Origin of the sequence: Curtobacterium sp. S6 (genome assembly GCF_000710345.2) — a bacterium.
Taxonomy (GTDB): Bacteria; Actinomycetota; Actinomycetes; order Actinomycetales; family Micrococcaceae; genus Rothia.
In genome coordinates this window covers 328,249-343,126 of sequence record NZ_KL537414.1, presented here as the reverse complement: position 1 = coordinate 343,126, position 14,878 = coordinate 328,249, and the positions used below count along the sequence as shown (strand labels likewise).

The window sequence follows — 14,878 nt, the reverse complement described above, 5'->3', positions numbered from 1 at the left end:
GCCTATCGCAGATTTATACAGACTACTAAATTATTATGCATTAGGCGGTTAGACTGGCCGCAGTCAACGACGTCATCGGAAGGATACGGCCTTGTCAGAGCAGATTCCTCGCAACATGTCGGCCATGGCTGCGGCACGCAGCGGAGGGCCCGAGGTCCTCCAGAAGAGCAATGTTCCCGTTCCGGAACCCACCTCGACGCAACTGCTGGTACGCACCGAAGCCACCGGGGTGAATTTCATCGAGACCTATCAACGGTCCGGCGTCTACGACGTCGAGTATCCCTTCGTCCCGGGAGGCGAGGCGGTTGGCGTCGTCGTGGCCGCCGGCTCGAGTACCACCCACGCGCGGGTCGGCGATCGGATCGCGACGAGCCTGGCCCAACGGACCTACGCCGAATATTTTGTGGTCGAGGACGACCGCGCGGTCACTTTGCCCGAGGGGATCGATCCACGAGACGCGGCCTGCCTTCCCTTGCAAGGCGTCACGGCGCATTATCTGGTTCGCTCGACCTACCCCGTCTCGGCCTCGGACACCGTGCTCTTTCACGCCGGCGCCGGCGGTGTCGGCGGCCTCGCGATCCAAATGATGAAGAATCTCGGCGCCCGGGTCATCGCCACGGTCTCCACCGACGAGAAGGAAAGGATCGCGCGCGCACACGGCGCCGACCACGTGCTGCGCTACGACGGCTTCGGCGCGGCCGTCGACGAGATCACGGAAGGCCGAGGCGTGGACGTCGTCTACGACTCGGTCGGGCTGGCCACCTTCGAGGAATCCCTGTCGACCCTCAAGCCGCGTGGCATGGCGGTACTATTCGGCGGATCGAGCGGCCAAGTTCCGCCCTTCGACCTGCAACGATTGAACTCGATGGGCTCGCTCTACGTGACACGCCCGTCGATGGCCGCCTACCTGCAGGATCGTCGGGAGCTCGAATACCGCATGGGCGAGCTCTTCGACGACGTCCTCGCCGGCAGGCTCAAGGTCACGCTTGACACGACCTTTGAGCTCGGCTCGGCCGACGAGGCTCACCGTTACCTCGAAGACCGCAAAACCCGCGGCAAGGTGCTCCTGATTCCGTAACCCCGGGCAAACATTAACAAAGGGCCCGCCGAACTCTCGGTTCGGCGGGCCCTCGTGCGAGGAAAGCGATTTCTCAGAGGTACCGGACGGCGTCTTCTTCCGCGCGAGTTCTCTTGACGGCGTGCACGACGCCGTAGGCGCCGGCCGCGATCACCAGGCAGGCCCCGATGATCTCGAGCCACCCGATCCATCGTGCCTTGGCGATGCTTCCGTCCGTGACGGGAGACAAAGACCCGGCGTCATCGGTCTGGACGACCTTCATGACTCCGTGATCCACCGCGACCAATGCGTCGATTTGTCGGGGGAAGTCGGAATCCGTCTCCCCCGTCTGCGTACCCCGGAATTGGACCTGTTGCCCCGACTTCACGTCCGCGGGATCGTTCACCCCGCCGTCGAATTTCTGGTATGAAACGTTGCTGTCCTTGGGCAGATTTCCCTGGTAGACGCCGTTGAAGGTTTTGGTTTTCAGGTCATCCGTCGAGGTGACGAATTCCCCGGACATGACCCACGAATGACCCGCGTACGGTTCATCCTGCTTCGCAACGCTCAGGGAACGTAGCCCCCCGTACATCAACAGTCCGCCGAGCACCAGCGCGATCAGGACGATGACCACCCCGATCCAGCGCCATTTGGAGCGATGGCGCAGGCTCAGTCCGGCCTGCTCCTCGTCTTCGTCAAAGCCAAAGAAGTCTTCGGACACGATTCTCCTCGTCTACCGGAATGATTGGGGAAGCCGGTGTCGATGGGATGGACTCCGCGAGAGTCTACCCGCGCAGGACCGCCGAGTGGCGTTGTGACGCGAGCTCGATCGCCGCTTCACGAGCGTCGCTCGCCTCGTCGTTGGTCAGGGTGCGGTCCTCAGCACGGAATCGCAGGGCGAAGGCCAGCGATTTGTGGTCAGGCTCGATGCCCTGCCCCCGGTACTCGTCGAAGACACGAACGCTTTCCAACAGGTCGCCCGCGCCCTCGCGCAGGGTCTCCATCAATTCGGCCGCCGGGAGGTCGGCGGCGACCACCAGGGCCACGTCCTGGCTGACCGCCGGGTACCCCGAGATCTCCTGAGCCTCGACGGGCTGCCCCGCGTTCTCCGCGAGGACATCGAAATCTATTTCCATCGCCACGGTTCGCTCCGGCAGATCGAGGTCCTTGATCACCTGCGGGTGCAGTTCACCGGCGAAACCTATGCTTCTGCCCCGGGCGTCGAAGAGCTCGGCCGTGCGTCCCGGGTGGAACGCCTGGTGACGCCCCTGTTTGACGGTCAACGCCACGCCCACCGCACCTGCCGTCAGCCTGGCGGCGTCGAGGGCGTCTTGCCAGTCGTACTGCCTGGGAGAGACCCCCGGCGCGGGCTGGGAATCCTGCCCGCAGAACATCGCCGCAATGTGCCGAGGCTGATGCGGGATCCCGGCGTTGAGGTCGGCCAGAATTCCCGCGTCCGGCTTCATGCCGACGGCGGGGATAGCGCTCGTGCCCGAATGCTCACCGGGGTGGAAGACCAATGCCGACTCGAAGAGCGCCAAGTCCCGGAAGCCGCGGGCGTGGTTCCGCTTGATCACCTGGGTCAACCCGGGCAGCAGAGAGGTCTGGAGGTATCCGTTGGCCTCGCTGATCGGATTGGCGAGCCTGACGGCGTGCACGGTAGCCCCCGCCACGGCGGCACCGAACAGGTCGTTGTCGGCCACGCTCACGAACGGATAGGAGACGACCTCGGTCAGCCCCGCCGCCGCCAACGCGTCCGAAGCCCGACGCCGCGCGGCCTGCTGCACGGTCAGCCCGCGTCCGCTCGGCGGAACCGGCAGACGCGAGGGGATCTTCTCGTAGCCGGTCAAACGAGCGATCTCTTCCGCCAGGTCTTCAGGCTCGTTGAGATCGGGGCGCCAGGACGGAACGGTGACCTGGAGCACCTCGCCGGTGCGAACCACGGTCGCCCCGATGTCTTCGAGGATGCGCACGGTGTCCGATTCGGCGATGTCCACGCCAATCAGGCGGCTCGGATAATCCGAGGACATATGAATTTCATGCGGGTAGTAATGGTCAAAGACGTCGGTCACGCCGTCCTCGGCCTGCCCCCCGGCCAGCTCTTCCAGGAGCTCGACGGCGCGCTGGGCGGCCGCCGCGGAGGCCTTGGGGTCGACGCCGCGTTCGAATCGCTTGGACGCTTCGGACGGCAATTTATGGCGCCGACGGGTCCGGGCGATAGAGACTTCCTCGAATCGGGCGGCCTCGACCAAGATCCGACGCGTCGAGTCCGTGACCTCGGTGCTGGCACCACCCATGACGCCCGCCAGGCCGATGGGACCGGAAGCATCCGTGATGAGCAGGTCCTCGACGTTCAGTGCGCGTTCCTTGCCGTCGAGGGTCGTGAGGGTCTCGCCCTTCCGGGCACGACGAACCACGATCTCGCCCTGCACACGGTCGGCGTCGTAGAAGTGCAACGGCTGGCCGAATTCGAGCATGACGTAGTTGGAGATGTCCACGGGCAGGGAAATCGAGCGAATGCCGGCGAGCCTGAGCCGGGAAGCCATCCATGTGGGGGTCGGAGCGTCGGGATCGATGCCGGCGACCGTGCGGGCCACGAACCGGGTCGCGCCCTGACGGTCGTGGATCGGGGCATCGTCCTGGATCGTGACGGGCTGACCCGATGCGTTGCCGTGCGGGGCGCGCTGGTCAACGGCCAGGACGGGGTCCGTGAACGGCTCGTTGACGGCGTGGCAGTATTCCCGAGCAATGCCGCGGACGGAGAAGGCGTATCCCCTGTCCGGGGTCACCTCGACCTCGGCGGCCTCGTCGTCCAATCCGAGCAGTTCGAGAGCGTTCGAGCCGATCTCGGGGTCGAGCCCCAGACGGGACAGGACCAGAATTCCATCGTGGTCGTCGCCGATGCCGAGTTCGCGCACGGAAGCGATCATGCCCGCCGACACGTGGCCGTAGGTCTTGCGTGCCGCGATGGCGAAGTTTCCGGGAAGAACGGCCCCGGGAAGGGTCACCACGACCTTGTCCCCCGGCCGGAAATTGTGGGCACCACAAACAATGCCCTGCACGCCGGACGGCTCAATGCCCTTTCCGGACAGGGTCTGTTCTTGGCCTTCCGGGACCACCCGCACCGTGCACCAGTTCACGGTCTTTCCGTTGGAGTGTTCTTCCGGTTCCATGGTCAGGACCTGGCCGACCACGACGGGACCGGAAATCTCATCCGAGGGGCGGTGAACGGCCTCTTCTTCGAGGCCGACCTTCACGAGGGTCTCCATCAGGTACTCCGCAGAGGCACCTTCGGGCAGCGGCGCGTACTCACGCAGCCACGACAGGGGAATACGCATTCCTTAAATCTCCATCCCAAAATGTTCGCTGAAGCGGATATCGCCTTCGATCATGTCGCGCATGTCGGTCACGCCGTTGCGGAACATGAGCGTCCGTTCGATGCCCATTCCGAAGGCGAATCCCGAATACTTCTCCGGGTCTACGCCGCCGGCTCGAAGGACGTTCGGGTGAACCATGCCGCAACCGCCCCACTCGATCCATTGGGGCCCGCCCTTGGCATGGGGAACCCACACGTCCATCTCGGCCGACGGCTCCGTGAAGGGGAAGTAATGCGGACGCAGGCGGATCTGCGCCTCGGGTCCGAACATCTGCCGGGCGAAGTGCTCCAGCGTTCCCTTCAGGTCGGCCATGGTCAGCCCGCGATCCACCGCCAGGCCCTCGATCTGCGTGAAGACGGGGGTGTGCGTGGCGTCAAGTTCATCGGTCCGGTAGACCCGCCCGGGGCACACGATGTACAGGGGCACATCGCGCTTGTGCAGCGCACGCATTTGAACCGGCGACGTGTGGGTCCGCAAGACCAGGTGGGCGTCGACGGGGTCGACGAAGAACGTGTCTTGGAGTTCCCGGGCCGGGTGGTCCGGCTTGAAATTCAGGGAGTCGAAGTTGAACCACTCCGACTCGACTTCAGGGCCGTCCTCGACTTCCCATCCCATCGAGACGAAGATGTCGGCCGCGCGTTCCTGCAGCGTGGAGACGGGGTGACGCCCGCCGATGCCTCGGCGGCCCTCGCTCGAGGTGACGTCCACGGCCTCTTCCACGAGGATCCGCTCGGCGTGCTCCGCCTCGAGGACCTCGTTTCGGGCCTCGAGCGCCTGAGTGATACGCCCTCGGGTCTGCCCCAGGAGCTGACCGATCTCCTTCTTGTATTCATTGGGCAACGACCGCATGTGCTTATTGGCGGCCGAGACGCCTGACTTCTCGCCGGTAAATCGGAGCCGAACTTGCTTGAGGGACTCGAAGTCCGGGGTATGGGCTTCGATGCTCTCGAGGGCCTGTTGCGTTTCGGCCGCGAAGGCCGCTCGTACGCGTTCCAGCCCCCCTTCCGGATCGTTTTCCAGAACTCGTGCCAGATCCTCCAGCACGGGGTCCGGTCCCGCGGACGGCACGGCGCTCTCCGGCGACGCTTCAGTCATGAACAACTCATCTCTTGTGACAGTCGACTAGTGGGGGTGCGACCCGAGCGATGCATCCGTCGTTCGGATCGGGCCTCCTCGAGCACATCCAGTCTAGTGGATGTGCGTCCGGGTCAGGCCAACCTGTGGATCAATGCCTCAACGATCGGGTAATCCGCGGGGATCCACGCCAGGCCGAGCAACCCGGCCTGGTCGTCGAGCCCGTGCCAGCTCAGCTCACTGTGGTCTTCCAACGGCCGAGGTTCCCCGGAGGCCACCGTCCCGATGAAGACCCGGAGGGCGAGCCGCTCGTTCAGCGGCCAACCTTGCGGGTGGGGCCCGGTGACTTCGTCGCCGAGTTTCGCTTCTATGCCGAGCTCTTCGCGTAGCTCCCGCCGGAGGGCGTCGCGGACGTCTTCCCCGGCTTCGACCTTCCCGCCGGGGAATTCCCAGAGCCCTCGGAGCTCGGCCGGGGCGGAGCGTCGGGCCACCAAGAGACGCCTGGGAGTATCGAGGTCGTCGACCAGGGCCGCTCCGACCACCTGGACGGGAAAATCGCGCACATCCGCCATGCGTTAATCCTCTTCCTCTTGGGCGGGAGCGCCCGTCGTGGATTCGTAGTCGTCCCGGTAGATATCCGGCTCGATGTACACCATGCGTGCCTGCGACACGGCATCGCGGATCCTGGCCTCGGTCGCGTTGATCGCGTCGACGAGTTGCTCCGCGCTCACGTCGGCCTTCTGCACCGAGATCTTGGCCGCCACGAGCAGTTCGTCGGGGCCCAGGTGCATGGTCTTCAGGTGAATCAGACCGATGCCCCGCTGGGTGTCGATCGCCTCGCGGATGCGCCGGTCGGTCTCGGCAGACGCGGACTCGCCCACCAGCAGAGACTTGATCTCCACGGCGAGGAAGATGGCGACCACGACGAGGAGAACGCCGATGGCGCCCGATCCCGCCGCGTCCCATCGGCCGTCGCCGGTCACGACCGTCATCACGACGCCGATCAGCGCGAGGACCAGGCCGGTCACGGCCGCGGCGTCTTCCAGCATGACGACGGGAAGTTCCGGAGACTTCGCCGCCCGAAGATAGCCGATCCACGAGCGCTTACCCCGCGTGGACTGGGCTTCCTTGTTCGCCACGAGGAAGGAACGGCCTTCCAAGAGAATGGACCCGACCAGCACCACGATCGGAACCCAGGCCCAGGAATCGATGCCGTGAGGTTCGTGCCATTTCTCCCATCCCTCATACAGCGAGAACAACCCGCCAAGACTGAACATGACGATCGAGACGAGAAATGCGTAGATGTACCGGTTCTGCCCGTGCCCGAATTGATGCTCGTCGTCCGCCTTCTTTTTTGAGGCCTTCCCACCGATCAGCAGGAGCACCTGATTTCCGGTATCGGCCACGGAATGGATCGATTCGGCGAGCATCGACGAGGACTTGGTGAGCAGGAACGCCCCGAATTTCAGGATCGCGATGCCAAGGTTTGCGCCCAGAGCCGCGAAGATCGCTTTATTTCCGCCGTGATCGGCCATGTGGTTCCTTCTGTTCCGTTCGGTTCGTGGATTCGAGGCGGATTGCCCCGCAGGCTACGGGCGTCGTGCGCGTGCGGTCGCGTAGAGGCACACGGTCGCCGCCGTGGACACGTTGAGCGACTCCGCATTTCCGTACACGGGAACCGCGACCCGGGCGTCGGCGAAAAGCTTTTCCTGGCGCGTCAGCCCCTGGGCCTCGTTGCCGAAGAGCCAGAGCGTGGGTCGCCTGAGGTCCGGGCCCTCCGAGCGCAACGGAGTGTGCCCCGCGCGGTCTTCTGCCGCGCGATCCGCCAGGTCGTCGAGGTTGTGGTCGCCATACCCATCCGCGGCGAGAATCTGCATTCCCGCCGATCGGGCCCGGCCGACGAGTTCGTGAATCTCCATGCCGTGAATCACCGGGAGGTGAAAGAGCGAACCCGCCGTAGACCGGACGGTCTTCGGGTTGAGCACGTCGACGCTCCCCTGAGTCGCCACGACGGCGTGGGCGCCGGCCGCATCGGCGGCGCGAATCAGCGTGCCCGCATTTCCCGGATCTTGGACCCGGACCAGGGCCGCCAAGAGACCGGGTTCGGCTCCCTCGGCCCAGGGGTCCGTGCTCAGGCTCGGTTCGATGTGGGCCACGGCCAGCACGCCCTGCGGGGTCAGGGCGTCAGACATCGCGTCGAGCACCTCGTCGGTCACCAGTCGGATGAATACTTTGCGCGATTTGCCGCCGGCAGAAGGCGCGGGGCTGCCCTCGGCTTCGGCGATGGCCTCGGCCAGGTCGTCGTGACGCTCGAGCGCGCGCTCGGTCACGTACAGAGCGTCGATGATCGGGCGCCGTCGATGTGCGATGAGCGCTTCCCGTACGCCCTGCGGGCCTTCGACGACGAACAGCCCTTTCTTCCCCCGGGTCCGGGGGCGCGCCAAGGCCGCCACATCCTTGACCCGGTCGGCCGTGGGATTGATGAGTGTGCGTTCACGAGAAAGTGCGTCGAAGATATCCACTGTGTCAGGCTACCCGACGGCCGGCACCAGTGCCCCGCCGACGGGTGCAAAGACGCCGCCGCACCCATCACGAGCGGATGGGTGCGGCGGCGTCTTTGTTAGCCGGCGAGGCTCCGGGCCTGGCCCGAAATGCCTTAAGCGGCCTGGGCCGAAGTGTCTTCGGGGAGGCTCTTCTTGGCGATGTCCACGAGGGCGTTGAATGCGGTCGGCTCGTTGACGGCCAGCTCGGCCAGCATACGGCGATCCACCTCAACCTCCGCGGCCTTGAGGCCCTGGATGAAACGGTTGTAGGTCAGGCCCTGCGCGCGAGCGGCAGCGTTGATGCGCTGGATCCACAGACGACGGAAGTCGCCCTTCTTCTTGCGGCGGTGGTCGTAGCTGTAAACGAGCGAGTGGGTGACCTGCTCTTTGGCCTTCCGGTACAGGCGCGAACGCTGTCCGCGGTAGCCGGACGCGCGGTCCAGGGTTGTACGACGCTTCTTGTGGGCGTTGACCGCCCGCTTCACACGTGCCACGTGTGTACTCCTAACTGTTCACCGGGCCGATTCGACAGGCCCGTACAAAAATTCAGTGGTTGCGGTGGTATTCCGCGAAGGTCCGGAGGACTACTTGGTCAGCATCTTCTTGATGACCTTGGCCTGGCCGCCCGTGACGATCTGGTCGCTCGCGAGGCGACGCGTCAGGCGGGAGGACTTGTGCTCCAGGTAGTGGCGGCGGTTAGCCTGCTGACGCTTGACCTTTCCCGATCCGGTCAGCTTGAAGCGCTTCTTGGCACCAGAGTGAGTCTTCTGCTTCGGCATATCTGCCGTTCTCCTTACGTTCTGTCCCCGTGGCCCTTTCGGGCACCCGGGTGGGCTTGCAACGACCGTCCAGGCCGCTGCTGGCGAAACCATGTGGGAAAACTCGTCCCCCACCCCGTCGGTTACCCGATCGGGCGGTCCTTAGTTAGCTGCGGGACCCGGCTTCGGCGCGTCCGACGGAGCGGATTCCTGCGCCTTGGCCTGGTCTTTGAGCTCGGCCGGCATGGCATCGGCCATGCTGTTCGACACGGGCTCGGCAGTGGTCGTGTCCACGCGTTCGCGTGTCTTTCGGCCACCGCCTTGTTGCTTCTGCTCGCGACGTGCCTGCGCACGCGCTTCCGCCTTATTGCGCAGAGGGCCGATCACCATGACCATGTTGCGGCCATCCTGGCGGGGGTTGGACTCGACGGTCCCGACCTCGGCCAGATCGTCGGCCATGCGCTCCAGCAAGCGAACGCCCATCTCGGGGCGCTGCTGCTCACGGCCGCGGAACTGGATCATTGCCTTGACCTTGTCGCCTGCGGCCAGGAAACGCTTGGCGTGTCCGACCTTGGTTTCGTAGTCGTGGGAATCGATCTTCAGACGGAAACGGATCTCCTTGAGCACCGTGTTCGTCTGGTTCCGACGGGACTCGCGAGCCTTGACGGCGGCTTCGTACTTGTACTTACCGAAGTCCATGAGCTTGCATACCGGCGGTTTCGCGGACGGTGCTACCTCGACCAGATCAAGATCCGATTCGCGCGCCAGACGCAGGGCGTCTTCTACGCGGACAATCCCGACCTGTTCACCGCTGGGGCCTACCAGTCGGACTTCCGGGACGCGGATACGGTCATTGATGCGTGGATCGCTAATGTGGCACTCCTGTGGTTAGTGGGTTTCCCCATCTTGGTCTTACTACGTGTCACGGACACAAAAAATGCCTCCGTCACGATCAAACGGAGGCACACACCCAATTTTCCACGACGGAATACCCTGTGTAACCACACAAGGCACCCGATGGACCGGGCCGTGACCCGGCCATCGCATCGATGGTCGCGGGTGGGAGACGAGTCTCCGCTTGAAACTCCTCAATACTATACACCATCCCCACGACGGATCCCAGGGTGATCCACAACAACAAGGCACGACGTGGCCCTGCGAACCCGGACGATGTGGGAAGCTAGAGGGCATGAGCACCAATTCATCATCTCAGGATTCCGCCCCCGACGAGTCCGCCGAGAATACCTTCCGCTTCCCCGAGGCCGACGCGGACGCGACGACGCGGGAACCTTCCGAGGCCGAAATCGCCGCGATCGGGCAGCAGATGCGAGACATCGCCGACGTCGCCGCGGTTGAAGTCATCACCACCTCGGCGGTTCACATGATGAGCGCGGCCGCCGTCAAATGCGGTCTCGCGGCCGAAGACGACGCCGACGACGTCAAAGACCTGGACGAAGCCCGCAAACTCATCACCGCCCTCGCCGGGCTGGTGACGGCCGCCGCACCCGAAATCGGGTCTCAGCATGCCGGCCCGCTCCGGGATGGCCTGCGATCACTTCAGTTGGCCTTCCGCGAAGCCTCCATCGCCCCGGATGCTCCGGGGCAGGGCCCGGGAGAGAAATTCACCGGCCCCGTTTTCTGACACCCCGCCCACTTCTCACATCAGAAAAGGTCCCGTTGGTCATCGAACCAACGGGACCTTCTCACGTCCTGAAGCCTGGCGATGGGTCGCGGCCGTCGGTCCCGCGCTATCCGGCCGGTCGGATGCGAATATCCGCCGAATCAACGCGTTCGGCCAACAGGGAGTGTTGGGAGAAATTGCGCTGGAAGGCCCCGACCACGCGATCGAGCTCCTCTTGATTCAGCCCCCGGACCACCGACAGCTCAATACTCAGTTCCGGCCCCGGTCCCCCACCCGGAAGCATCCGGCCGGCTCGGTCCCTCGACCCGACGCCGCGGCCCGGAAACATTCCGACCGATGAGATCTGAGGATCCGGTTTCGCGCAGTCTTCGAGGGCCGTCATGACGTCCGGGTCCGAATAGGAAGGCCGCCAGCGGTGCCCCTTGGCTATGGCCCACAGGGCAGGACGCCGGACCACGAAGGTGATATCTCCCCCGGGGTTCACGACGAGGAGCTGGTTGTCGTCCTCGACCGCCGAGAGGGCGACCTTGCGGGAGTCCGCGGCCACGGGACGCGCCGAGTCGTGCCACGCGGAGAGTGCATCGACGCTGGTGAATACGGGCAGGGCCTTACGACCGTCCGGGGCCTCGATGCTCACCAAGGCCATATCGGCCTCCTTGTCGGCGACCAACCCATCATCGGTGATCTGCGATTGTGACACCTCGGCCACCACGGGGACGAACAGCCGGACCTCCGCGAGGGCGTCGACGATGGATTCTTCGGGGATTTCGCCTCGTTCAAAACGATCCAGCGCCTCGGCCAGGACCGCCGGCGTTGCGCCGTCGTCCTGGGGAAATGCGTGGGTGTGCGAGGTTCCCTCTCCGAGGTTTCGACCCTTCCACGCTTGCCCGCCGGTGTCCGTTTCCCTACCCGCACTCCGGAGTTGTGCCTTAATGTGCTCGGGAAGCTCGCGCGGGGAGGACATCAGCGCACCGGCCGACCGGCGACGTCGAGGGCCTCCGCGAGCGTAAATTTGCCGGCGTACAGGGCTTTGCCCACGATAGTTCCCTCGACGCCGTGACCGACCATCTCCCGGAGGGCCCGGATATCCTCCAAGCTGGAGATTCCGCCGGAGGCGACGACGGGCTTATCCGTGCGTCGAGCGACCTCGGCCAGCAACTGCGTGTTCGGTCCCTGAAGCGTGCCATCTTTGGTTACGTCGGTGACGACGTAGCGTGCGCAACCGTCGTCGTTGAGGCGGTCAAGGACCTCCCAGAGATCCCCGCCTTCCTGGGTCCATCCGCGCGCGGCCAGCGTGGTTCCGCGCACGTCCAACCCCACGGCGATGACGTCACCGTGCTCCGCGATGACCCGACGGGTCCACTCCGGATTTTCCAGCGCAGCCGTTCCCAAATTGATCCGAGCGGGACGAAGTTTAAGGGCGCGTTCGAGGGATTCATCGTCTCGAATCCCGCCGGACATCTCGATACGGATGTCCAACCGCTCCGAAACCCGCTGGAGCACATCGAGGTTGTTACCGCGACCAAACGCCGCGTCGAGGTCGACCAGGTGCAGCCACTCCGCGCCGGCCTCCTGCCACGCCAGCGCCGCGTCGACCGGGTCCCCATAACCCGTCTCTGATCCGGCTTCGCCCTGAATCAGGCGGACCGCTTGCCCGTCGGCGACGTCCACCGCCGGAAGGAGCTGCAATCGTGCGTTGTCGGTCATGCTGAATTACTCCAATGTCGTGACGTAGAAGCCGTAGGCAAAACTCGCCACGGCCAGGATCCACAAGACCGCCTGGGCGATCACGCTGATCTTCTGTTTTCGGAACGAGATGGCGCCTCCTGCGAGGAATGCGCCAAAGGTCATGAGCAGTAGCCCTGAGACGAGTGGACTCATGAGGCGGTTGCATCCTTTCGGGCATCACGTGTGGTCGTGAGATCTACGGGTTTCCCCTCGGAGTCCAACCGTCCCGTTCGCGGAAGGGTAGACAGCCAGTTGCGCAACAAGCGTAGGCCGGCTCCCGAAGACTTTTCGGGGTGGAACTGCGTCGCCGAGAGGGGGCCATTCTCGACGGCCGCGATGAAACGGCCACCATGATCCGACCACGTGACCTGAGGCGGTGTCATCTCGGCGATGGTTTGGTCGAAGGCCCACTTCTGGACCCCGTAGGAATGGACGAAGTAGAAGCGTTCGTCACCGATCCCCTCGAAGAGCCGGGAGCCCTCGGGCGGTTCCACGCGGTTCCACCCCATGTGGGGGACCACCTCCGCCTGGAGCCTCTCCACGACACCCGGCCATTCGCCGAGTCCCGCCGTGTCACGGCCGTGCTCGACGCCTTTGTCGAAGAACACCTGGAGCCCGACACAGATCCCGAGGACGGGGCGACCGCCGGCGATCCGACGTCCGATCATCCTGGGCGCCCCCACGGCTTGAAGCGATTCCATCACAGCTGAGAAGGCCCCAACGCCTGGAACGACCAGGCCGTCGGCGCCCAGAACGTCTCGCTCGGACTTCGAGAGCACGACGTCGGCTCCGGCCGACTCCAGGGCTCGGACCACCGATCGGACGTTGCCGGCGCCGTAATCGAGGACGGTCACGGTGGGACGAGCGAAGGAATCCCCCGCCGCACTGGTTGCTGCCGTGGAGTCACCCATCAGAGTGCCCCCTTGGTCGAGGGAATGCTGTCGACGCGGGGGTCCATCTCGACGGCCTGCCGCAACGCCCTGGCGAATGCCTTGAACTGAGCCTCGGCAATATGGTGTGGGTCCCGCCCCCGTAGGAGATCCACGTGGACGCAGATTCCGGCGTGATACGCGATCGCCTCGAAGACGTGACGAACCATCGACCCCGTGAAGTGGCCGCCGATCAGATGAAAGGCGAATTCGGCGGGTTCGCCTTCGTGCACCAGAAAAGGGCGTCCTGAGATGTCCACGACGACGCTCGCCAGAGATTCGTCGAGCGGGACCGAGGCGGAGCCAAATCGACAAATGCCGCGCTTATCCCCCAAGGCCTCCCGGAGGGCCTCGCCCAATACGATGGCGGTGTCCTCCACGGTATGGTGCACGTCAATGTGGGTATCGCCCGAACATTGGATATCCATGTCGATCAGCGAGTGCTTGGACAGCGCGGTCAGCATGTGGTCATAGAACGGAACCGAGGTGTCGATGGTCGACTGACCCGTTCCGTCCAGATCGATCCGGACGGATACGCTCGACTCGCTCGTCTGACGTGTGAGGGCAGCCGTCCTGGACGGTGCAGAGGTGCTCATGGATTTCTCCTGATCGTGAGGGCCGGCCCTGAAGGCCGGGTCATTCCGAAGGCGTGGCGCGGGGCGTTTGCCGATCATCGAGGTGACGTTCGAGGCTCCGAAGGAAGGCCGTGGTTTCCTCTTCGGTACCCGCGGTCACACGCAGATGGCCGGGTATCCCGACATCGCGGATCAGGACGCCGTCCGACAATAGATCCTCCCATAACGCCCGGCTGTCGGGCACTCCGCCGAAGAACACGAAGTTCGAATCCGACGAGGCGGGCTTGAGACCGCATTCCGTCAGGGTGCGCACGATGCGGTCCCGTTGGCGCTTGATGTCTTCGACGTTGGCCAGCAGCTCCGACCGATGACGTAGGGCCGCCAGGGCCGTTGCCTGAGTGACGGCGGAGAGGTGGTACGGCAGGCGGACCAGCATGATGGCGTCCACGACACTGGGATCGGCCGCGAAATACCCGACGCGCGCGCCGGCGAAGGCGAATGCCTTGCTCATCGTGCGCGAGACGATCAGCCGCTGCCGACCGGGAAGAAGAGACAGGGCGGTGTTCTCCGGATCGCGAGCGAATTCGGCGTAGGCCTCGTCGACCACCACCATGCCGTTGAACTCCGAGGCCGCTTCGTAGACGGCGGTGATGACGTCCAGCCCAAGGCCCGTCCCGGTGGGGTTATTGGGCGAACACAGGATGGTCACGTCGGGACGGTTTTCGGAAACCTGACGGGCGGCGGACTCGGCCGACAGGGAAAAGTCTTCGGCGCGGTGACCCGCGATGAACTCGGTATTCGTTCCGCTGGCCAGAAGCGGGTACATCGAGTAGGTGGGCGTAAAGCTCAGGACGCTACGCCCGGGCCCCCCGAAGACCTGAAGGATTTGCTGAAGGATCTCATTGGACCCGTTAGCCGCCCACACGTTCTTCGACGCGAGCCCGTGACCCAAATATTCGGCTAGCTCCTCACGCAGGGCCACGAAATCCCGGTCCGGGTACCGGTTGAGCCGGCCGGCGGCCGCGCGCACGCCATCAACGATGGCCTCGACGACTTCCGGAGGCATCGGATGAGTGTTCTCATTAACATTCAGCGCGTATGGAACCTCAATCATGGGCGCCCCATACGGGGAGCGCCCCCTCAGGTCATCCCGGAGTGGCAGGCTGTTCATGGCGTCCAACGAAGTAGTCACCCA

17 protein-coding genes are annotated in these 14,878 nt (G+C 64.6%); 2 read left to right on the top strand and 15 right to left on the bottom strand.

The annotated features are described in order from the left end of the window. Positions 1 to 91 precede the first annotated feature (91 nt). Positions 92 to 1,078 (top strand): quinone oxidoreductase, encoded by a 987-nt coding sequence (locus tag CURSPS6_RS10930; RefSeq protein WP_321164040.1) that lies wholly within the window; start codon positions 92 to 94, stop codon positions 1,076 to 1,078. A gap of 73 nt (positions 1,079 to 1,151) precedes the next feature. Here the strand turns inward: CURSPS6_RS10930 and CURSPS6_RS10925 are convergent, their stop codons facing one another. From CURSPS6_RS10925 to infC, 9 genes are all read right to left on the bottom strand, one after another. Further along, positions 1,152 to 1,778: a hypothetical protein gene (locus CURSPS6_RS10925; RefSeq protein WP_051687936.1), complete on the bottom strand. Its 627-nt coding sequence runs from the start codon at positions 1,776 to 1,778 to the stop codon at positions 1,152 to 1,154. 64 nt (positions 1,779 to 1,842) lie between these two features. Then, positions 1,843 to 4,395: a phenylalanine--tRNA ligase subunit beta gene (gene pheT, locus CURSPS6_RS10920; RefSeq protein ID WP_030016137.1), complete on the bottom strand. Its 2,553-nt coding sequence runs from the start codon at positions 4,393 to 4,395 to the stop codon at positions 1,843 to 1,845. Between the two features lie 3 nt (positions 4,396 to 4,398). Further along, positions 4,399 to 5,529, bottom strand: coding sequence for a phenylalanine--tRNA ligase subunit alpha (pheS, locus tag CURSPS6_RS10915; protein WP_030016136.1), 1,131 nt, complete (start codon positions 5,527 to 5,529; stop codon positions 4,399 to 4,401). Positions 5,530 to 5,642: 113 nt separating this feature from the next. After that, positions 5,643 to 6,080 carry a (deoxy)nucleoside triphosphate pyrophosphohydrolase gene (locus CURSPS6_RS10910; protein WP_030016135.1) on the bottom strand — a complete coding sequence of 146 codons (438 nt, stop codon included), beginning with the start codon at positions 6,078 to 6,080 and terminating at the stop codon, positions 5,643 to 5,645. Positions 6,081 to 6,083: 3 nt separating this feature from the next. Next, positions 6,084 to 7,043 (bottom strand): cation diffusion facilitator family transporter, encoded by a 960-nt coding sequence (locus CURSPS6_RS10905; protein WP_030016133.1) that lies wholly within the window; start codon positions 7,041 to 7,043, stop codon positions 6,084 to 6,086. A gap of 54 nt (positions 7,044 to 7,097) precedes the next feature. Beyond that, positions 7,098 to 8,030 (bottom strand): TrmH family RNA methyltransferase, encoded by a 933-nt coding sequence (locus CURSPS6_RS10900; protein ID WP_030016131.1) that lies wholly within the window; start codon positions 8,028 to 8,030, stop codon positions 7,098 to 7,100. 134 nt (positions 8,031 to 8,164) lie between these two features. Further along, entirely contained in the window at positions 8,165 to 8,545 is a 381-nt protein-coding gene (gene rplT / locus CURSPS6_RS10895; RefSeq protein ID WP_030016129.1) for a 50S ribosomal protein L20, read from the bottom strand. A 90-nt stretch (positions 8,546 to 8,635) separates the two neighbouring features. Then, positions 8,636 to 8,830, bottom strand: coding sequence for a 50S ribosomal protein L35 (rpmI, locus tag CURSPS6_RS10890; RefSeq protein ID WP_030016127.1), 195 nt, complete (start codon positions 8,828 to 8,830; stop codon positions 8,636 to 8,638). Positions 8,831 to 8,971: 141 nt separating this feature from the next. Then, positions 8,972 to 9,634 (bottom strand): translation initiation factor IF-3, encoded by a 663-nt coding sequence (gene infC / locus CURSPS6_RS10885; RefSeq protein ID WP_235503763.1) that lies wholly within the window; start codon positions 9,632 to 9,634, stop codon positions 8,972 to 8,974. A gap of 364 nt (positions 9,635 to 9,998) precedes the next feature. Here infC and CURSPS6_RS10880 point away from each other — a divergent pair, with 364 nt between their 5' ends. Beyond that, entirely contained in the window at positions 9,999 to 10,451 is a 453-nt protein-coding gene (locus tag CURSPS6_RS10880) for a DUF1844 domain-containing protein (RefSeq protein WP_030016123.1), read from the top strand. A gap of 106 nt (positions 10,452 to 10,557) precedes the next feature. On the opposite strand, the gene CURSPS6_RS10875 is transcribed toward CURSPS6_RS10880, so the two are convergent. From CURSPS6_RS10875 to CURSPS6_RS10855, 6 genes are read right to left on the bottom strand one after another with little or no spacing between them, the layout of a single operon-like run. Then, the gene (locus CURSPS6_RS10875; RefSeq protein ID WP_030016121.1) at positions 10,558 to 11,415 is read right to left on the bottom strand and encodes an SseB family protein; all 858 of its coding nucleotides are present in this window, start codon (positions 11,413 to 11,415) and stop codon (positions 10,558 to 10,560) included. Continuing rightward, positions 11,415 to 12,158, bottom strand: a complete 744-nt coding sequence (gene priA / locus CURSPS6_RS10870) for a bifunctional 1-(5-phosphoribosyl)-5-((5-phosphoribosylamino)methylideneamino)imidazole-4-carboxamide isomerase/phosphoribosylanthranilate isomerase PriA (RefSeq protein ID WP_030016119.1) — start codon at positions 12,156 to 12,158, stop codon at positions 11,415 to 11,417. Before priA ends, CURSPS6_RS10875 begins: the two co-directional genes overlap by 1 nt. Before the next feature lie 6 nt (positions 12,159 to 12,164). Beyond that, entirely contained in the window at positions 12,165 to 12,332 is a 168-nt protein-coding gene (locus CURSPS6_RS12710) for a hypothetical protein (RefSeq protein ID WP_173834725.1), read from the bottom strand. Beyond that, positions 12,329 to 13,090 carry an imidazole glycerol phosphate synthase subunit HisH gene (gene hisH, locus CURSPS6_RS10865; protein ID WP_082470477.1) on the bottom strand — a complete coding sequence of 254 codons (762 nt, stop codon included), beginning with the start codon at positions 13,088 to 13,090 and terminating at the stop codon, positions 12,329 to 12,331. Before hisH ends, CURSPS6_RS12710 begins: the two co-directional genes overlap by 4 nt. Further along, positions 13,090 to 13,704, bottom strand: coding sequence for an imidazoleglycerol-phosphate dehydratase HisB (hisB, locus tag CURSPS6_RS10860; protein ID WP_030016117.1), 615 nt, complete (start codon positions 13,702 to 13,704; stop codon positions 13,090 to 13,092). Before hisB ends, hisH begins: the two co-directional genes overlap by 1 nt. Positions 13,705 to 13,744: 40 nt before the next feature. Further along, positions 13,745 to 14,875, bottom strand: coding sequence for a histidinol-phosphate transaminase (locus tag CURSPS6_RS10855; protein ID WP_152978137.1), 1,131 nt, complete (start codon positions 14,873 to 14,875; stop codon positions 13,745 to 13,747). Between the last annotated feature and the right edge of the window lie 3 nt (positions 14,876 to 14,878).

Coding starts and splice junctions, on each gene's coding strand:
- priA (WP_030016119.1), bottom strand. CDS start 12,158: ATGACCGACAACGCACGATTGCAGCTCCTTCCGGCGGTGGACGTCGCC.
- CURSPS6_RS10910 (WP_030016135.1), bottom strand. CDS start 6,080: ATGGCGGATGTGCGCGATTTTCCCGTCCAGGTGGTCGGAGCGGCCCTG.
- hisB (WP_030016117.1), bottom strand. CDS start 13,704: ATGAGCACCTCTGCACCGTCCAGGACGGCTGCCCTCACACGTCAGACG.
- rpmI (WP_030016127.1), bottom strand. CDS start 8,830: ATGCCGAAGCAGAAGACTCACTCTGGTGCCAAGAAGCGCTTCAAGCTG.
- pheT (WP_030016137.1), bottom strand. CDS start 4,395: ATGCGTATTCCCCTGTCGTGGCTGCGTGAGTACGCGCCGCTGCCCGAA.
- hisH (WP_082470477.1), bottom strand. CDS start 13,090: ATGGGTGACTCCACGGCAGCAACCAGTGCGGCGGGGGATTCCTTCGCT.
- CURSPS6_RS10905 (WP_030016133.1), bottom strand. CDS start 7,043: ATGGCCGATCACGGCGGAAATAAAGCGATCTTCGCGGCTCTGGGCGCA.
- CURSPS6_RS10875 (WP_030016121.1), bottom strand. CDS start 11,415: ATGTCCTCCCCGCGCGAGCTTCCCGAGCACATTAAGGCACAACTCCGG.
- CURSPS6_RS10880 (WP_030016123.1), top strand. CDS start 9,999: ATGAGCACCAATTCATCATCTCAGGATTCCGCCCCCGACGAGTCCGCC.
- pheS (WP_030016136.1), bottom strand. CDS start 5,529: ATGACTGAAGCGTCGCCGGAGAGCGCCGTGCCGTCCGCGGGACCGGAC.
- CURSPS6_RS12710 (WP_173834725.1), bottom strand. CDS start 12,332: ATGAGTCCACTCGTCTCAGGGCTACTGCTCATGACCTTTGGCGCATTC.